The sequence below is a fragment of the Stutzerimonas stutzeri genome, from assembly GCF_018138085.1.
Lineage (GTDB): Bacteria > Pseudomonadota > Gammaproteobacteria > Pseudomonadales > Pseudomonadaceae > Stutzerimonas > Stutzerimonas stutzeri_AI.
Window position 1 is genome coordinate 3,265,420 of sequence record NZ_CP073105.1, and the last position, 16,808, is coordinate 3,282,227.

The window sequence follows — 16,808 nt, forward strand, 5'->3', positions numbered from 1 at the left end:
ACGGAACATCGCCCATGAGTTCACTGAATGACGAATTTCCTCATATCGAAGGGTTGCGATACCTGAATCACGCCGCCGTCGCGCCTTGGCCTCGCCGAGCGACCGAAGCCGTGTCCGCCTTCGCCCAGCAGAACATGACGCTCGGTGCGCGGGACTATCCGCAATGGCTCACCGTGGAAAACCGGCTGCGTGTTCGCCTGGCCCGGCTGTTGAACGCGCCCACCTCAGCCGACATCGCGCTGGTGAAGAACACCTCCGAGGCACTCTCGTTCGTGGCCTTCGGCCTGGACTGGAATGCCGGCGACCAGATCATCATCAGCGATGAGGAATTCCCCTCCAATCGAGTCGTCTGGGAGGCGCTTCGGCCTCAAGGCGTGGAGGTGATTCAGGTCAGCCTCAAGGGCGACGATCCGGAAGCGGCACTGCTCGCAGCCTGCGGTCCCAAGGTGCGTCTGATGGCGATCAGTGCCGTCCAGTACGCCAGCGGGCTGCGCCTGGATCTGACCAGGCTGGGCGAAGGCTGCGAACGGCATGGCGTGCTGCTTTGCATCGACGCGATCCAGCAGCTCGGCGCGCTGCCGTTCGACGTACAGCAGTACCGGTGCGCCTTCGCCATGGCGGACGGACACAAGTGGCTCCTCGGGCCCGAAGGCCTGGGTGTGTTCTACTGCCGCGCCGACCTGCGCGAGCACCTGCAACTCCATGAGTACGGCTGGCATATGCTCGAACATGCCGGCGACTATGACCGCGTCGATTGGCAGCCCGCGCATAGTGCGCGCCGGTTCGAATGCGGCAGCCCCAATATGCTCGGCGCAATGGCGCTGGAGGCAAGCCTGTCGCTGTTGGAGGACGTCGGTATGCCCAGGGTGGGTCTGGCGCTGGCCGAGCGCATCGACCATCTCCACCGGGAGCTATCAGCCATGCCGGGAGTCGAGACCCTGAGCCCGGGCGACCCGATGAGGCGCGCCGGTATCGTCACGTTCAGGCTGGAGGGCTGCGATAATCCGGCGCTATACCAGCAGCTCAAGGCGGAGCAGATCGTCTGCGCACTGCGCGGCGGAGGCGTACGGTTGTCGCCGCACTTCTATACGCGCTCAGAGGTGGTCGAACAGACCCTGGCGGTCATCCGCAACCTGCGCGCAACCTAGGCGATCAAGGTGCGCACAACTATTCCAAATCCGTTTTAAAAAGGCGCTGAATCAGCCGGCAGGATCGACGATCCAGGCCAATACTTCAGTCACTGGCCGCGCAATCCCCCCACTGCTCGGCCAGCTGAGGGAACGAGGACGTGACCTCATTACTCCTAATGGTCTTGGCCCGGCTCCTCGCGACGCCGGGTTTTTTTTGCGCAATAAACCGGGCAGCAGCGCTCAGCCGAGCGCAGGCTGTCGCCGCGATTGCCGGAGCCGGAAGCAGCCCCAGATGAACAAAGCCCATAACGGTATGGCGATGATCGAGGTACGCAACCCGGGCATGGACAGCATGATCGCAGCAATCAGCGCGACGAACGCCAGGCAGAGGTAGTTGCTGAACGGATACCAGAACGCCTTGAACGAGGGATCGACACCCTGACCAATCATCGCCTTGCGGAACTTCAAGTGGGCCAGGCTGATCATCGCCCAGTTGATCAGCAGTGCCGCGACCACCAACGACATCAGTAACTCGAGGGCGGTCTCCGGCAGCGCATAGTTCACCAGGACGCAGAGCATGGTCACAAGTGCCGAGAAGGCGATAGCCAGCACCGGAACGCCGCGACGGTTAACCACCAGCAAGACTTTCGGCGCATCGCCCTGCTCGGCCAGGCCGTACAGCATTCGGCTATTGCAGTAGACGCCACTATTGTAAACCGAGAGCGCCGCAGTCAGCACCACGAAATTCAAAATGTGCGCCGCGGTATCACTGCCGATCAGTGAAAAGATCTGTACGAAGGGGCTGCCGCTATAGGGGTCACCGGCCGAGCCGAGCGTCTGCAGCAAGGTGTCCCAGGGATACAAAGCCAGCAGTACGCTCAGCGCACCGATGTAAAAGATCAGAATGCGGTAGACCACCTGGTTGATGGCCTTGGGGATGACTGTCCTGGGTTCCGAGGCCTCGGCGGCGGTGATACCCACCAACTCCAGCCCGCCGAACGAGAACATGATGATGGCCAACGCCATGATCATCCCGCTGACTCCGTTGGGAAAGAAGCCACCGTGACTCCAGAGATTGCTGAAGCTGGCCTGCTCGCCGCCTTTACCGCTCAGCAACAGATACAGGCCTAGCGCGATCATGCCGATGATGGCGCCGACTTTGATGATCGCGAACCAGAACTCGGTTTCGCCGAACGCTTTGACGTTGACCAGGTTGATGAGGTTGATCATCACGAAAAAGACGGCAGCAGTTGCCCAGGTCGGGACTTCTGGCCACCAGAACTGCACGTACTTGCCCACGGCGGTCAGCTCGGCCATACCCACCAGCACATAAAGCACCCAGTAGTTCCACCCGGAAAGGAAACCCGCATAAGGCGCCCAATACTTATGCGCGAAATGGCTGAAAGAGCCGGCCACGGGCTCCTCGACGATCATCTCGCCCAACTGCCGCATGATCAGGAACGCGATCATTCCGCCGATGGCATAGCCGAGGATCATCGACGGGCCGGCACTGCGCAGCACACCGGCCGAGCCGAGAAACAGCCCCGTACCGATGGCGCCGCCTAGTGCGATCAGCTGTATGTGTCGGTTTTTCAGGCCGCGTTGCAGCGTCCCGGTATGCAGCGTCTCGTTGGGCATGCGTCACCTTGATAGGTCTGTGACGGGGAAACGACTCGGCCTAAGCGATGCGATCAGCAGCCGAGCGGAACCATCGTGTCCGCATACCATCGTCTCGGCATGCGCACCGAAGCGGCGCGGATTGTACACGGCATCGGCGCACTAAGCTTTGCGCGCAGCCAATGTCGACGATGGCGCGCTCAGCGTGCCACTCCGGCCAGTGGAAAGAGCCGCTTGAAGTTGGCGGTGGTCTGCTCGGCCAAGACCTGATAGTCAACGCCGCGCAACTGGGCCAGGAACACCGCGACTTCGTGCACGTACTGCGGCAGGTTGGGCTTGCCGCGGTAGGGTACCGGTGCGAGATAAGGCGAATCCGTTTCGACCAGCAACCGGTCCGCCGGCACTCGACGCGCCACGTCTCGAAGCGCCTCGGCATTGCGGAACGTGACGATACCGGAGAGGGAAATGTAAAAGCCGAGATCAAGCGCGGCCTTGGCCATGTCCCAGTCTTCGGTGAAGCAGTGCAACACGCCAGCCTGCGGCAGAGCCGCTTCGCGAAGCAGGTGGAGGGTGTCGGTGCGGGCCGCGCGGGTATGCACGATGACGGGCTTGCCGGTGATGCGCGCCGCTTCCAGGTGCAGCCGGAACGAGGCCTGCTGCAGCGCGGCGGATTCAGGCTCGTAGTGATAATCCAGGCCCGTCTCGCCGATGGCCACCACCTTGGGATGAGCCAGTTCGGTCAACAGCCAGTCCAGCGCCGGCTCGGCGCCCGGCTCGAGATCCAGCGGATGCACGCCCACCGAACAGTCGACATCGACATACTGCTCGGCCAGCCTCTTTACCGTGGCGGCGTTGTCGGCGCTAACGCCTATGCAGAGAAAATGTCCGACACCGGCGGCGCGCGCCGCATCCAGGGCAGCGTCCAGCGAGCCGCCGTGCGCGGTCAGGTCGAGGCGGTCGAGATGGCAATGGGAGTCGATCAACATAAGGGATTTTCGAACTTCAGATGACAAGCCGCGGGCTCAAAGCCAGTACGCCGCTCAAAAGCTTTTTCGCTTTTACCTGCAGCCCTGACCTGGCGCCCCGCGTTACATGGTGTGTGTGGGGCGATCGGACTTCATCGCGCCGGCCAGGTAGGTCTCGATCTTGTTGCGGGCGGTCGAGTCACCTTCGTTGAACTGCACACCAACCCCGGCAGCCCGGTTTCCCTGTGCACCCTTTGGGGTAATCCAGACGACCTTGCCGGCCACCGGGATCTTCTCCGGCTCATCCATCAGGCTCAGCAGCATGAAGACTTCATCGCCGAGCTTGTAGCTCTTGTTGGTGGGAATGAACAATCCACCGTGCTTGATGAATGGCATGAACGCCGCATAGAGCACCGACTTGTCCTTGATCGTCAGAGACAGGATGCCGTTACGCGGACCGAGATTTGCAGGCAGGCTCATGCGGTATTCCTAACAACAGTTGCGATGGATTCTAGCCCGGCCCGGGAAGGCTTGCCCACTGCACCAGAAGCGCTTCGAGAAGCAAGACACGGTTGAGGTTGGTTTTTCCCAGCACTTTCTGTCGATGACTCAGCAACCACTCCTGCAGCGCGAGCAGCGCGCTGAGCGAACTCTTCTGCGCCAGGTATTGGATGACCTTCTGCATATCGGCCAAGCCAAGCCCTTCTTCATCGCCGGTCATCCGGTAACGCAAAACCAGATGCGCCCACTCGCAGAACCAATCGAGGATCAAGATCAACGACAACGAGTTCCAGGCTTCCGCCAGCTGGCTGGGAGATTGCTGGCGTTTGAGCAGCTTCTTTACACCGTCGACCACCTGCACTCGCGCTTCCAGCACACCCTGTCCATGCAGCTGGAGGGCAGCCAAGGGTGAACTGGCCGCCAGGCTCAGCAGTTCTTCACGCCGCTCTGCCGACAGCTCCGGTAGCCTTGCGGCAAGCCAGTCCAGGCTCTGCTGGCGATCAGGCAAAGGGCAACGCTGTTGCACGCAGCGGCTTTTGATCGTCGGCAACAAACGACTCGGCTGATGACTGATCAACAGCAGCACGGTATCGCCCGCAGGTTCTTCCAGGCTCTTGAGCAAGGCGTTGGCCGCGTTCAGATTCATCGCCTCCGCAGGCTCCAACAACACCACCTTGCGCCCGCCGAGCTGAGCGGTCTGGCTGACGAAACCGACCAACTGGCGGACCTGGTCGACGCGGATGGCTTTATCCACCTCTTCCGGCTCGAGAATGTAATGATCCGGATGCGTATGGGCGGCCAGCAACAGGCAACCCTTGCAACGTCCACAGGCTCCGCTCGGCATCGGCTGCTGGCACAGCAGCAGCGCCATCAACCGCTCGGCCAACGCGCGCTTGCCGATACCCGACGGCCCATGCAGCAGATAGGCATGCGCATGCTGTCGCCGCCCCGCCAGCAACTGCCAGAGGTCGGCCTGCCATGGAAGAATGCCGTCAGCCAATGGCGCTCTCCAGTATTTCCGGCAAGAGCCCATCCAGATCAGCCTGAACGGAAGTCAGCGGTTGCCCCGCGTCGATGACCCGATAGCGCTGTGGCTTCTGGCGGGCACGTTCGAGATAGGCATTGCGAACCGCCTCGAAGAATCCCAACCCCTCCTGCTCGAACCGATCGAGACGACCGCGCGCAGCGGCACGGCTGAGCCCGATCGCCACCGGCAGATCGAAAATCAGGGTCAAATCCGGACGCATCTCGCCCTGCACGAACTGCTCGAGCTGCTCGATGCGCGGGAAGGCGAGCCCGCGCCCTCCGCCCTGATACGCATAAGTGGCGTCGGTGAAGCGATCGCAAAGCACCACGGCGCCACGCGCCAGTGCAGGGCAGATCACCTGGGCCAGATGCTGGGCGCGCGCGGCGAACACCAGCAGCAGCTCCGTATCGCTGTTCATGGGCTCGTCCGCGGGCGTCAACAGCAGCTCGCGAATTCGCTCGGCCAAGGGTGTTCCGCCCGGCTCGCGGGTGAGTACGACATCCAGGCCGTGCTCGCGAAGCCGTTGGGCGAGGTATTCGCGATTGGTGCTTTTCCCCGCCCCCTCGGGCCCTTCCAGGGTAATAAAGAGTCCTGTCACTGGATGTTCTCGATTGGTGCCGGAGCTTGTCGGGGCGGTGGGCTGGAACGGTAATCGGCGCGGCGTTTGAGCTGGTATTCCCGCACCGCACGATTGTGCTCGCTCAGCGAGTCACTGAATACATGACTGCCGTCGCCACGCGCGACGAAGTAGAGGCTCTGCCCCTCGGCAGGGTGCAACGCGGCGTGGATGGCTTCGCGCCCGACCATGGCGATTGGCGTCGGCGGCAGCCCTGTGTTGGTGTAGGTGTTATATGGCGTCGGCCTGCGCAGGTCGTTGCGGGTAATCCGGCCCTGATAGCGCTCGCCCATGCCATAGATAACCGTGGGGTCAGTTTGCAGCAACATGCCGCGCTGCAGACGCCGGACGAACACGCCGGCGATTTCGCCGCGCTCCGCTGGTACCCCGGTCTCCTTCTCGATGATCGACGCCATGATCAACGCCTGATAAGGATCCGTGTACGGCAGCCCTTCGCTGCGGGTCTGCCACTCTTCATCCAGTACGGCTTCCAAACGCGAGAATGCTCGCTGCAGCAGCTCGGTATCGGCCACGCCACGGGTGAAGCTGTATGTATCTGGGAAGAAACGCCCCTCGGGGTGCACACCGGAATGGCCGAGTCGCGCCATCACTTCATCATCCGAGACGCCGTCGAGGGTCTGCTGGATCGTAGGCAGCGCTTCCAGTGCAGCGCGTACCTGACGGAAATTCCACCCTTCTACGATCGTCAGGGTGTGCTGGACGACCTCCCCGCGCTGCCAAAGGCCGATCAGGTCGCGAGCGGTCATGTCAGGTCGCAGCTGGTATTCGCCGCTGTGCAAGGTCTGTCCGGAAAGCCTCAAGCGCCAATGCAACCGCAACCAGAACGAGCCGCTCAAGGTGCCCTCTCGTTCCAGTCGCTGGAACACGCCGCTGGGTGTGTCGCCCGACTGCACTTCCAGCGTCCGCTGCTCTGCGACCTGTAACGGCTGCTCCAGCGCGGCGTAGACCTTCCAGGCGATCACACCGAGCGCCAGCGCGGCTAGCAGCGCGGCGCCCAGTAGCGCAAAAGACAGTTTTCGAATCACGTATTACTCGATAGATCGGTCAGCAGGTGCTGAAGTTTACGTGTGAGCGGCCCCACCGGCCAGACGCCAGCCTCCAATTGCCGCACGGGCCAGATGCCATACAGGCTGTTGCAGACGAAGACCTCGTCGGCGGCAAGCAGACGCTCTCGCGGGATGTCCACGACCTGGGCGTCGATGCCTGCCTCGCGCGCACGTGAGAGGATTTCTTCGCGCATCACACCGGCGACACCACAACGCTCGAGCGCCGGGGTGAACAACCGATTGGACTCGACGATGAAGATGTTGCTGAACACGCCTTCGATGACGCGCCCCGAGGTGTCGCACATCAAGCCCTCGGCAAACAGCGGATCTTGCCACTCGCTACGAGCCAGCACCTGTTCCAGGCGGTTGAGATGCTTGAGCCCGGCCAGGGCCGGCTGCTCGGCCAGACGCGTCGCACAGGGATACAGGCGAATGCCGTGCTGGAAATGTTCGGCAGGGTAATCCGGCAGCGGCGCCCCCAGGAGAATGACGCGTGGCCGGCAGTCGGATGGTGGGCCGTAGCCTCGTCGCCCATCGCCGCGGGTCAGCATCAACTTGGTCACGCCCGTTTCCAGCGCCGCGCTGAACGCGATGACCTGCTGTCGCACGGCCAGCAGGTCGCAGGTGATAGCAAGACGATGACAGCCACGTTCGAGACGATCGAGATGGCGATCCAGCAGCTCAGGCTCGCCGCGGATGACCTTGATGGTCTCGAAGAGACCATCACCATATGCCAGCCCGCGATCATGGACAGGCAACCCATCGGCGGGCTGCCCATCCACCCAGCTCAGTGTCACTCCGCGAACCGGCGTAAAACCAGCGAACCGTTGGTGCCACCGAAACCAAAGGAGTTGGAGATGGCAACGTCGATGGCCCGCGGTTTCGCCTCGTGCGGGACGAAGTCCAGATCACAGCCCTCATCCGGCTCATCGAGGTTGATGGTCGGAGGTGCGACCTGATCGCGGATGGCGAGCACACTGAAGATCGCCTCGACAGCACCTGCAGCGCCGAGCAAATGGCCGACCATCGACTTCGTCGAGCTCACGGAAAGCTCGTAGGCATGGTCACCGAATACGGTTTTTATCGCCGCGGCCTCGGCCTTGTCGCCGGCAGGCGTCGAGGTGCCATGCGCGTTGATGTAACCGACCTGGGACGCATCGATCTTCGCGTCCCGTATCGCGTTGCGAATGCAACGAGCCGCACCGGCACCGTCGTCAGGTGGCGAAGTCATGTGGAAGGCATCGGCACTCATGCCGAAGCCGATCAGCTCGGCATAAATCCTGGCCCCACGTGCCTTGGCATGCTCGAGCTCTTCCAACACCAGCGCGCCGGCGCCATCGGACAGTACGAAGCCATCGCGCCCTTTGTCCCACGGACGGCTTGCCGCCGTTGGGTCCTCGTTGCGCGTGGACAGCGCGCGCGCCGCGGCAAACCCACCGATGCCAAGGCCGCTGGCTGCCATTTCCGAGCCTCCTGCCACCATCACATCCGCCTCGCCGTAAGCAATGTTACGGGCGGCCATGCCAATGCAATGGGTGCCGGTGGTGCAGGCCGTAGCGATGGCGTAGTTCGGCCCTTGCAGGCCCAGGTGAATCGACAGGAAGCCGGACACCATATTGATGATCGAACCGGGTACGAAAAACGGCGAGATACGGCGCGGCCCCTGCTCGATCAGTGCCTTGCAGCTGTTTTCGATATTGGTGAGGCCGCCGATACCCGACCCCATCGCAACGCCGATGCGCTCGCGATTGGCGTCGGTGATTTCCAGTCCGGAATCGCGCACCGCCTGGAAGCTGGCAGCCAGGCCGTATTGGATGAACAAATCGAGCTTGCGAGCCTCTTTAGCGGGCAGGTATTGCTCGACGTCGAAATTCTTGATCGATCCGCCAAAGCGAGTGGAATAGGCGGAGAGGTCCATGTGTTCTATCAGGCCGATGCCACTGCGGCCGGCGAGAATACCCTGCCAGCTGCTTGGCACATCGTTACCCAGCGGCGATAGCATGCCCATCCCGGTGATTACGACGCGTCTACGCGACACAGCAATTCTCCTTAACATTGATTCGGCCCACCCTTGCTCAAGCATACGCAACGGGCAAGGACCAGCCATCACAGACATCGCGCGAAGACGCACGACCAGCTGGAAACACTAACAAACAAAAGCCGCACTGCCTGTTCAGAGGCAGTGCGGCTTACTGGTTCGAAGCGGGATTACAACTTACTGCGCGTGCGCGTTGATGTAATCGATAGCTTCTTGAACAGTGGTGATCTTCTCGGCTTGCTCGTCCGGGATTTCGGTCTCGAATTCCTCTTCCAGAGCCATCACCAGCTCAACGGTGTCAAGGGAGTCGGCACCCAGGTCTTCGACGAAGGAAGCGCTGTTGGTAACTTCCTCTTCTTTGACGCCAAGTTGCTCGGCAACGATTTTCTTGACGCGTTCTTCGATGGTGCTCATACCTTGTTTTCACTCCTATGGAAAAATCAGGCAGCTGGTCTGCGCGGTAGTGTATAGAAAGCGTTTTCCGCATTTCAAGCTGAAAGCAGGCAAGCATGAACCTGCTTTCAACCATCTGTCTATAAACAGACCGCAGTTTTATAACGAAAACTAATCAGCCGTTATGACTGCATATATGCGTTGGGCGTCACATTAGCTCATGTACATGCCGCCGTTCACCGGAACCGTAGCCCCGGTAACATAGGCAGCGCCGTCAGAAGCCAGGAAAGCGACGACCTTGGCAATTTCTTCCGCTTGCCCGAGACGACCCAGCGGGATCTGTCCCAGCAATGCGTCACGCTGAGCTTCGGGAAGCTCACGCGTCATATCCGTATCGATGAAGCCCGGTGCCACGGAATTGACCGTGATGCCGCGCGAACCGACTTCGCGGGCCAGCGCACGGCTGAAACCTTCGAGTCCGGCTTTGGCTGCGGCGTAGTTTACCTGCCCTGCGTTGCCCATGGCACCTACCACGGAACCGATGCTGATAATTCGCCCCCAGCGCGCCTTGGTCATGCCACGCAGAACACCTTTGGTCAGACGGTACAGGCTGCTGAGATTGGTATTGATCACGTCATGCCATTCATCGTCTTTCATCCGCAGCATCAGGTTGTCGCGTGTGATGCCTGCGTTGTTGACCAGGATAGCCGGCTGCCCGAGGTGCTGCTGGATGTGTTCCAGCGTGGTGGCGACGGATTCGTCACTGGTGACGTCCAAAACCAGGCCCGCACCCTCGATACCATTCTCCTTGAGCGTCTCGGCGATGCGCTCGGCGCCTGAAGAAGACGTCGCCGTGCCGATCACGATGGCGCCCTGACGACCCAGCTCCAGCGCGATAGCCTGGCCGATGCCACGACTGGCACCCGTTACCAGGGCGACCTTGCCTTGCAGATTCATAGATGTCTCCTTGTTCAGACCAGCGCGCCACGTGTGGCGGCAAACGCTTCGGGGGTATCCAGATTGTAGGTGTTGATGCCTTTTACGCAGCGCTTGTTGAGACCGGAAAGCACCTTGCCCGGGCCGCATTCGACCAGATCGGTCACGCCACGCTCGCTCAGCGCGACAATGGTCTCGACCCAGCGAACCGGACTGTAAAGCTGAGCCAGCAGGTCACGCTTGAGAGTATCCAGGTCCGAGACCATCGCCGCGCTGACGTTCTGCACCAATGGGATTTCAGGCGCCTGCCAATCGATGCGTGTAATTGCATCGGCAAAGCGCTCGGCTGCCGGACGCATCAGGTCGCAATGCGACGGCACACTGACCGGCAATGGCATTGCACGCTTGGCACCCTTGGCTTTGCACGCCTCGATAGCGCGCTCGACCGCTGCAGCGCTTCCGGCAATCACGACCTGACCAGGCGCGTTGAAGTTGACCGCACTGACGACCTCGCCTTGCGCCGCTTCGCTACAGGCCGCCAGGACGTCGGCGTCTTCGAGCCCCAGAATCGCTGCCATGCCACCGGTACCCGCTGGAACCGCTTGCTGCATGAGCTGCCCGCGCAACTCCACCAGCGACACGGCGTCGGCAAATGGCAGGCTGCCCGCGGCGACCAACGCGGAGTATTCGCCCAAGCTATGCCCGGCGACGAAGGCCGGCTTCGCGCCGCCTTCGGCCAGCCACAGGCGCCACAGCGCAATCGAAGCGACAAGGATCGCCGGCTGGGTCTTGTCAGTCTGATTCAGCTGAGCCTCCGGGCCCTGCTGACAAAGCGCCCAAAGGTCATAACCCAGCGCCGTCGATGCTTCAGCGAAGGTATCGGTGATCAGCGACTGCTGCGCGCCGTGCTCGGCGAGCATGCCAAGGGACTGGGAACCCTGCCCTGGAAAGACGAATGCAAGTGATGCGGACATGAAACGGCTCTCTTGTGGTTGTTCGTCAAAAGAATACGCCACCAGGCGCACCGAATTTGTCAGTTGGATGGCTGACCACCGGCGGCGGTCACATCGCCGGCGTCGTTCACTGACCGATTGGTCACGAGCAGGTGCTCCAGGCGGCTATGCAATTGTTCCGGCAGGTTGTGCCGGACGTCCTCAGCGGCCCGCAGGATCGCCGAACGAAAACCTTCCGCGCCGGCACTGCCGTGGCTCTTCACAACGATACCCTGAAGGCCGAGAAAGCTGGCGCCATTGTATTGAGCCGGTCGCAGATCGGCGCGCAGCTGGCGCAGCAATGGCAATGCGACCGCGCCGACCAGACGCGACATCAACGAACGACGAAAAAGCGCTTCGACACGCGAAGCGACCATGTACGCCAGGCCCTCGCTGGACTTGAGCAGGACATTGCCGACAAAACCATCGCAGACCGCCACGTCCGTTTCGCCACGAAACAGCCCGTCGCCCTCGATGAAGCCTTGATAATTGATGCCGCTCGCTTGCTGCAGCAGAGCAGCTGCCGCCTTGACTTGCTGGTTGCCCTTGATGTCCTCGGTACCGACGTTCAACAACGACACCCGCGGCTGCTCGATACCGAAGCTCTGCGCCGCCACGGACCCCATCACGGCAAACTGGTAGAGCTGCTCGGCCGTACAGTCGACATTGGCACCCAGGTCAAGCAGCAGGCAAGCGCCCTCCAGCGTAGGGATCGCGGTCGCCATGGCTGGCCGGTCGACGCCTGGCAGGGTCTTCAACACGTGCCGGGCAAGCGCCATCAAGGCCCCGGTGTTGCCGGCACTGACACAGGCCTGGGCGCGCCCGTCACGCACGCACTCCAACGCCACGCGCATCGAGGAGCGCGGCTTGCTGCGCAAGGCCTGGGTAGGCTTTTCGTCCATGCCGATTACCTCATCGGCATCGACGATCGTCAGGCGCGCGCGATCCACGCCCGGATGCTGAGCGATGATGTGTTCAAGTATGGAGGATTGGCCAACCAGGGCCAGATGCAGCGAGGGGGACTCAGCCAGACAGAGAAGGCTGGCCGGAACAATGCAGTGGGGACCGAAGTCCCCACCCATTGCATCGATCGCTATGATCGGAGCAGACAAGGTTTACTCGTCAGCGCCCTTGTCGATCACTTTACGACCACGGTAGAAACCTTCCGGGGAAACGTGGTGGCGCAGGTGAACTTCACCGGTGCTCTTTTCCACAGACAGGGCGTTCGGCTCGAGCGCATCGTGCGAACGACGCATGTCACGGGCGGAACGGGATTTTTTGTTCTGCTGAACAGCCATTGGGATCAACTCCTAAACGTTTGGGTCACGCTTTAACTGAGCCAGTACGCTGAACGGGTTGGACCGCGATACCTCGTCCTCATTCGGCTCGGGCTCATCAGGCCCAGCCGGCGGCTGGCAAACTTCTTGGTCATGGAGTGGAACAATCGGAAGAGCGAGCAGAAGCTCCTCTTCAACCAGCGCCAGCAGATCCAGAGGATCCTCTCCCACTTCCAGCACGTCATAGCCCTTGGGCAGGTGCTGACTGCTCGAACCTTCATTCACTACGGCATAAACGCACTCGCTGTGAATCGGCAGAACAACCGGCTCCAGACAACGCTGGCAAATCATGGTGACCTCAACATCCAGCGCACTGTGAATAGTCACTGTGCGCTGCTCGTCGCGCCCGAATTCTAGACTGGCGCGCACCACACCCTTATCGTCCTCTAGAGGATCGACGAGCCGCTTCAGCCCTGACAGGGGCAGCTCACCCTCAAGGGTGGCCGCTCGGTCGGCGAGCTTGCGCGGATCAACGTGCGGAGGTATTGGTCCTTTCAACATAAGCGCGGCATTCTAGGGATGCGCCCCTCGACTGTCAAAGGAATTCAGACGCACAATTGCCCTCCGCCGACCATCGATCGGACACCTATATAAAAGGAAGGAAAATGCGCTGTCTTCTGCTGGCATCGAGCTCACCCTATCGACGTGAACTGCTGTCGCGCCTGCAAGTCGCGTTCGAATGGGCCAGTCCCGACATAGACGAGACAGCGCATCCTGGCGAGCAACCGGAACAACTGGTACGTCGCCTCGCCCTCGAAAAGGCCCAGGCATTGGCCAGATGCTACCCCGTTCATCTGATCATCGGTTCGGACCAGGTTGCCATTTCCGAGCACGGCATCGTCGGCAAACCTCACACGTTCGAGCGAGCGAAGCAGCAACTACAAAGCAGTAGCGGAAAAAGCGTCAGCTTCCTGACCGGACTGGCGCTACTGGATAGCCGGACCGGCCACGCCCAGGTCGACTGCGTCAGCTTCACCGTGCACTTCCGGTCACTCGACGAGCACCAGATCGAACGTTACCTGAAAGCCGAACAGCCCTACGATTGCGCGGGCAGCTTCAAGGCGGAAGGGCTGGGCATCAGTCTGTTCAGAGCCACCGAAGGGACCGACGCCACCAGCCTGATTGGATTGCCGCTCATCCGGCTGGTCGAAATGCTCAACCACGCCGGCATCGAAGTCCCTTGAAAACGACCCCGAGCTAGCGCAGCTGTGGCCCTTGCAACCCCATCAAGAGGCCCAACTTAGAGCCGATACTGGCGCCCAGCTTCTTGGTGAAACGATCCAGAGCGGAGTCCTTTACCGTGAAGTCCACCAGCTGCTCCTCGCCAATCACGTCACGCGCGACCGACCCGGTATTGCCCAGACCGTCGACAAGACCGAGCTCGAGGGCCTGCTCGCCGGACCAGATAAGCCCTGAGAACAACTCCGGATGTCCCGCCACCTGAAGCCGGTCGCCGCGACCCTGTTTGACACTTTCGATGAACTGCCGGTGCGTGGTAGCCAGCACCTCTCGCCAGAATTTCGTCTCCTCCGGCTTTTCCGGCTGAAACGGATCCAGGAATGCCTTATGTTCGCCCGAGGTATAAACCCGCCGCTCCACACCCAGCTTGTCCATGGTCTCGACGAAGCCGAAGGTTGCCGCCGTGACCCCTATCGAACCAACCAGGCTCGACTTGTCGGCATAGATTTCGTCCGCGGCGCTGGCGATGTAGTAAGCGCCGGACGCACCCAGGTCGGTGATAACCGCATAGACCTTGATGCCGGGATATTCCCCTCGCAGCCGACGAATCTCGTCATAGATATAACCCGACTGAACCGGACTGCCGCCCGGGCTGTTGATTCGCAATACCACACCCTTGGTGTTGGAGTCCTCGAACGCGGACCGCAGCGCCCCAACGATATTGTCCGCACTCGCAGGCTCCTCGTCGGCGATCATCCCGCGAACATTGATCACCGCGGTGTGGCTGCCGCTTGCGGCCTTGCCGTCACCCATGTGCAACAGTGGCGAGAACATCAGCAGCGCACCAAAGAGATAAACGAACGTCAGCAGCTTGAAGAATATCCCCCAGCGCCGGGCTCGCCGCTGCTCCTGCACGCCGGCTAGCAAGGTCTTTTCCAGCAGCCTCCAGCTGTTGCGATCCTCCTTGGTATCATTCACGGGCGCTTTCCATTCATCCGACATACGCAACCTCGACAGCTGATTCAGCAGAACGCAGCCAGTCGCTGAGTTCCGAAAAATGTTTAATGGTTAGGCACGGCGAGCACGCCCGCAAGACATCGAGTGGCTGCGCACCGTAGGAGACCGCGACACTGTCGACGCCGGCTCTGCGAGCCATTTCGAGATCGAACACCGAATCGCCGATCATCAGCGCCCGCTCAGGCGGCACGCCGCAGTGCGAGAGAATCTCGTGAAGCATCAGCGGATCGGGCTTGCTTGCTGTTTCGTCGGCGCAGCGGGTCACATCGAAGAAATCATCCCATCCCTGGCCCGCAAGCACCCGGTCCAGCCCACGCCGCCCCTTACCGGTTGCCACGGCGAGCAGATGGCCCCGATCACGAAAATCCTGCAGAGCAGAGACCACGCCCGGATAGGGCATTGACGGCTCCACCTCGAGCGAGAGGTAGTGGTCGGCATAGGCACGACGAAACGCCTCGGCCGTTCGACTATCAGTGACGTGGGGATACAGCGCAGCGATCGCTTCAGGCAGACCGAGCCCAATGATTCCCTTGATGGCATTCTCATCGAGGGCCGGCAGACCACAACTGGCAGCGGCAGCCGAAATGGATTCGACGATACGGCCAATCGAGTCCACCAGGGTCCCGTCCCAGTCGAAGATCAGCAGTTCGTATCTATTCACCCAGCCTCTCCAGCGTCCGCGCCCAGATATCATCGACCGGCGCTTCCAGGCTCAGTTCGCCTCCATCCGGCAAAGGCACTTTCAGCGCATAGGCATGCAGGAACAGCCGCTTACCACCCAGGTCCCGAATGACGCCAGTGAACTCTTCATCACCATATTTACTGTCGCCCGCGATGCTATGACCGGCGTGACGGGCGTGCACGCGAATCTGGTGAGTGCGACCTGTTACCGGCTTGGCCTCGACCAGGGTGGCGAAATCCCCGAAACGACGCAGGACACGAAAGAGCGTCAGCGCCTCCTTGCCATCGTCCGTAACCTCGACCATCCGCTCGCCTGAACGCAGCGTGTTCTTCAACAGCGGGGCACTCACCTGCTTCTTGCCGGTATCCCAGCGACCACGCACAAGCGCCATGTAGCGCTTGTCAACGCCGTCGCCGCGCAACGCCTGATGCAGATGGCGCAGCATGCTGCGCTTCTTGGCGATCATCAGCAGCCCGGAGGTATCCCGATCCAGGCGATGCACCAGCTCGAGCTCCTTCGCATCGGGGCGCAACTGACGCAGCGCCTCGATGACACCAAAGCTGAGCCCACTGCCGCCATGCACAGCGATTCCCGCCGGCTTGTTGAGCACGATAAGCGCCTTGTCTTCGTAGACGATGGCCGCCTCGAGGCGCTCGAGGAGGCCTTGCGCCAGCGGTACCGCCTCGTCCCGCTCGGGCAGCCGAAGCGGCGGCACACGCACGACGTCGCCGGCCTGGAGCTTGTACTCCGGCTTGATCCGCCCCTTGTTCACCCGCACTTCTCCCTTTCGCAGGATGCGGTAGATCAGGGTTTTGGGCACACCTTTGAGCTGAGTTCGAAGAAAATTGTCGATACGCTGGCCGGCAAGCTCCGGCGAGACTTCGAGCAGTTGCACGCCGGAAGTCTGGGAAGGGGTATTGGTCATCCGCGGATGATATCAATTTTCCCTGATTTGAAGCACTTAAACATTACTGTTATAGTCCAGACGCCGCCAAAAGTGGCCAGGTCGAGGAATGACAGCGAAACCGCCCTTCCCGACCCAGCAATGTTCGAGGACGTGAGGCCGTCCGACGGTGCTTTTCTCCAGTAGCAGAAGCACCGAAACAAGCCTTGAAGACATGATGCGTGCCCCCGCTGGGGAATCGCGATAATCGATAACCCGCTCCCGGATTCTGCGAGCGGCACCCGATTTTCAAAGTATGAGTGTTGGGTGGAGATGTACAGCCATCGGAGTGCGTAGCAAAGGCTTTCATAGACGCTTCATTCCGTCCGCTACCGATTGCTGATTCCTCCTCCCGAACCATTGCTTCT

Annotated in this window: 19 protein-coding genes; 2 read left to right on the forward strand and 17 right to left on the reverse strand. The window is 61.2% G+C overall.

Annotated features, from left to right (window positions below; translation table 11 throughout):
* Positions 1 to 14 precede the first annotated feature (14 nt).
* A complete protein-coding gene (locus KCX70_RS15040; protein ID WP_212618028.1) occupies positions 15 to 1,148 on the forward strand; it encodes an aminotransferase class V-fold PLP-dependent enzyme in 1,134 nt (377 codons plus the stop codon).
* A gap of 222 nt (positions 1,149 to 1,370) precedes the next feature.
* Here the strand turns inward: KCX70_RS15040 and KCX70_RS15045 are convergent, their stop codons facing one another.
* The 14 genes from KCX70_RS15045 to KCX70_RS15110 form a co-directional block, all read right to left on the reverse strand.
* Positions 1,371 to 2,768, reverse strand: coding sequence for an amino acid permease (locus KCX70_RS15045; RefSeq protein ID WP_212618029.1), 1,398 nt, complete (start codon positions 2,766 to 2,768; stop codon positions 1,371 to 1,373).
* Between the two features lie 179 nt (positions 2,769 to 2,947).
* Positions 2,948 to 3,733, reverse strand: a complete 786-nt coding sequence (locus KCX70_RS15050) for a TatD family hydrolase (RefSeq protein WP_212618030.1) — start codon at positions 3,731 to 3,733, stop codon at positions 2,948 to 2,950.
* Between the two features lie 102 nt (positions 3,734 to 3,835).
* A complete protein-coding gene (locus KCX70_RS15055) occupies positions 3,836 to 4,192 on the reverse strand; it encodes a PilZ domain-containing protein (protein ID WP_019342489.1) in 357 nt (118 codons plus the stop codon).
* Between the two features lie 31 nt (positions 4,193 to 4,223).
* Positions 4,224 to 5,213, reverse strand: coding sequence for a DNA polymerase III subunit delta' (locus tag KCX70_RS15060; RefSeq protein ID WP_249121648.1), 990 nt, complete (start codon positions 5,211 to 5,213; stop codon positions 4,224 to 4,226).
* Positions 5,206 to 5,838 (reverse strand): dTMP kinase, encoded by a 633-nt coding sequence (gene tmk, locus KCX70_RS15065; RefSeq protein WP_212618032.1) that lies wholly within the window; start codon positions 5,836 to 5,838, stop codon positions 5,206 to 5,208. The genes KCX70_RS15060 and tmk overlap by 8 nt, the downstream gene beginning before the upstream one ends.
* On the reverse strand, positions 5,835 to 6,902 hold the full coding sequence (gene mltG / locus KCX70_RS15070) for an endolytic transglycosylase MltG (RefSeq protein WP_212618033.1): 1,068 nt from the start codon (positions 6,900 to 6,902) through the stop codon (positions 5,835 to 5,837). Before mltG ends, tmk begins: the two co-directional genes overlap by 4 nt.
* On the reverse strand, positions 6,899 to 7,714 hold the full coding sequence (pabC, locus tag KCX70_RS15075) for an aminodeoxychorismate lyase (protein ID WP_212620353.1): 816 nt from the start codon (positions 7,712 to 7,714) through the stop codon (positions 6,899 to 6,901). Before pabC ends, mltG begins: the two co-directional genes overlap by 4 nt.
* Positions 7,715 to 7,716: 2 nt before the next feature.
* On the reverse strand, positions 7,717 to 8,961 hold the full coding sequence (gene fabF / locus KCX70_RS15080; RefSeq protein ID WP_212618034.1) for a beta-ketoacyl-ACP synthase II: 1,245 nt from the start codon (positions 8,959 to 8,961) through the stop codon (positions 7,717 to 7,719).
* 177 nt (positions 8,962 to 9,138) lie between these two features.
* Positions 9,139 to 9,375 carry an acyl carrier protein gene (gene acpP, locus KCX70_RS15085; protein WP_003283670.1) on the reverse strand — a complete coding sequence of 79 codons (237 nt, stop codon included), beginning with the start codon at positions 9,373 to 9,375 and terminating at the stop codon, positions 9,139 to 9,141.
* Between the two features lie 192 nt (positions 9,376 to 9,567).
* Entirely contained in the window at positions 9,568 to 10,311 is a 744-nt protein-coding gene (fabG, locus tag KCX70_RS15090; RefSeq protein WP_102834806.1) for a 3-oxoacyl-ACP reductase FabG, read from the reverse strand.
* Between the two features lie 14 nt (positions 10,312 to 10,325).
* A complete protein-coding gene (fabD, locus tag KCX70_RS15095; RefSeq protein WP_212618035.1) occupies positions 10,326 to 11,264 on the reverse strand; it encodes an ACP S-malonyltransferase in 939 nt (312 codons plus the stop codon).
* Between the two features lie 59 nt (positions 11,265 to 11,323).
* Entirely contained in the window at positions 11,324 to 12,394 is a 1,071-nt protein-coding gene (plsX, locus tag KCX70_RS15100; RefSeq protein ID WP_212618036.1) for a phosphate acyltransferase PlsX, read from the reverse strand.
* Between the two features lie 3 nt (positions 12,395 to 12,397).
* Complete coding sequence (gene rpmF, locus KCX70_RS15105; protein ID WP_019342480.1) at positions 12,398 to 12,580, reverse strand: 50S ribosomal protein L32; 183 nt, start codon at positions 12,578 to 12,580, stop codon at positions 12,398 to 12,400.
* Positions 12,581 to 12,592: 12 nt separating this feature from the next.
* Positions 12,593 to 13,120 (reverse strand): YceD family protein, encoded by a 528-nt coding sequence (locus tag KCX70_RS15110; protein WP_021206487.1) that lies wholly within the window; start codon positions 13,118 to 13,120, stop codon positions 12,593 to 12,595.
* A 104-nt stretch (positions 13,121 to 13,224) separates the two neighbouring features.
* Here KCX70_RS15110 and KCX70_RS15115 point away from each other — a divergent pair, with 104 nt between their 5' ends.
* The gene (locus tag KCX70_RS15115; RefSeq protein ID WP_212618037.1) at positions 13,225 to 13,803 is read left to right on the forward strand and encodes a Maf family protein; all 579 of its coding nucleotides are present in this window, start codon (positions 13,225 to 13,227) and stop codon (positions 13,801 to 13,803) included.
* 13 nt (positions 13,804 to 13,816) lie between these two features.
* Here KCX70_RS15115 and sppA read toward each other — a convergent pair whose 3' ends face one another.
* The 3 genes from sppA to rluC are packed head-to-tail and all read right to left on the reverse strand — an operon-like array spanning position 13,817 to position 16,422.
* The gene (gene sppA, locus KCX70_RS15120; RefSeq protein ID WP_212618038.1) at positions 13,817 to 14,800 is read right to left on the reverse strand and encodes a signal peptide peptidase SppA; all 984 of its coding nucleotides are present in this window, start codon (positions 14,798 to 14,800) and stop codon (positions 13,817 to 13,819) included.
* The gene (locus KCX70_RS15125; RefSeq protein WP_212618039.1) at positions 14,790 to 15,476 is read right to left on the reverse strand and encodes an HAD-IA family hydrolase; all 687 of its coding nucleotides are present in this window, start codon (positions 15,474 to 15,476) and stop codon (positions 14,790 to 14,792) included. The genes sppA and KCX70_RS15125 overlap by 11 nt, the downstream gene beginning before the upstream one ends.
* Positions 15,469 to 16,422 (reverse strand): 23S rRNA pseudouridine(955/2504/2580) synthase RluC, encoded by a 954-nt coding sequence (gene rluC, locus KCX70_RS15130; RefSeq protein ID WP_021206491.1) that lies wholly within the window; start codon positions 16,420 to 16,422, stop codon positions 15,469 to 15,471. The genes KCX70_RS15125 and rluC overlap by 8 nt, the downstream gene beginning before the upstream one ends.
* Between the last annotated feature and the right edge of the window lie 386 nt (positions 16,423 to 16,808).

What these genes read in the sequence shown, in the direction of transcription:
- KCX70_RS15040 (WP_212618028.1), top strand. Translation starts at nt 15, where the DNA reads ATGAGTTCACTGAATGACGAATTTCCTCATATCGAAGGGTTGCGATAC.
- KCX70_RS15045 (WP_212618029.1), bottom strand. Translation starts at nt 2,768, where the DNA reads ATGCCCAACGAGACGCTGCATACCGGGACGCTGCAACGCGGCCTGAAA.
- KCX70_RS15050 (WP_212618030.1), bottom strand. Translation starts at nt 3,733, where the DNA reads ATGTTGATCGACTCCCATTGCCATCTCGACCGCCTCGACCTGACCGCG.
- KCX70_RS15055 (WP_019342489.1), bottom strand. Translation starts at nt 4,192, where the DNA reads ATGAGCCTGCCTGCAAATCTCGGTCCGCGTAACGGCATCCTGTCTCTG.
- acpP (WP_003283670.1), bottom strand. Translation starts at nt 9,375, where the DNA reads ATGAGCACCATCGAAGAACGCGTCAAGAAAATCGTTGCCGAGCAACTT.
- fabG (WP_102834806.1), bottom strand. Translation starts at nt 10,311, where the DNA reads ATGAATCTGCAAGGCAAGGTCGCCCTGGTAACGGGTGCCAGTCGTGGC.
- fabD (WP_212618035.1), bottom strand. Translation starts at nt 11,264, where the DNA reads ATGTCCGCATCACTTGCATTCGTCTTTCCAGGGCAGGGTTCCCAGTCC.
- rpmF (WP_019342480.1), bottom strand. Translation starts at nt 12,580, where the DNA reads ATGGCTGTTCAGCAGAACAAAAAATCCCGTTCCGCCCGTGACATGCGT.
- KCX70_RS15110 (WP_021206487.1), bottom strand. Translation starts at nt 13,120, where the DNA reads ATGTTGAAAGGACCAATACCTCCGCACGTTGATCCGCGCAAGCTCGCC.
- KCX70_RS15115 (WP_212618037.1), top strand. Translation starts at nt 13,225, where the DNA reads ATGCGCTGTCTTCTGCTGGCATCGAGCTCACCCTATCGACGTGAACTG.
- sppA (WP_212618038.1), bottom strand. Translation starts at nt 14,800, where the DNA reads ATGTCGGATGAATGGAAAGCGCCCGTGAATGATACCAAGGAGGATCGC.
- rluC (WP_021206491.1), bottom strand. Translation starts at nt 16,422, where the DNA reads ATGACCAATACCCCTTCCCAGACTTCCGGCGTGCAACTGCTCGAAGTC.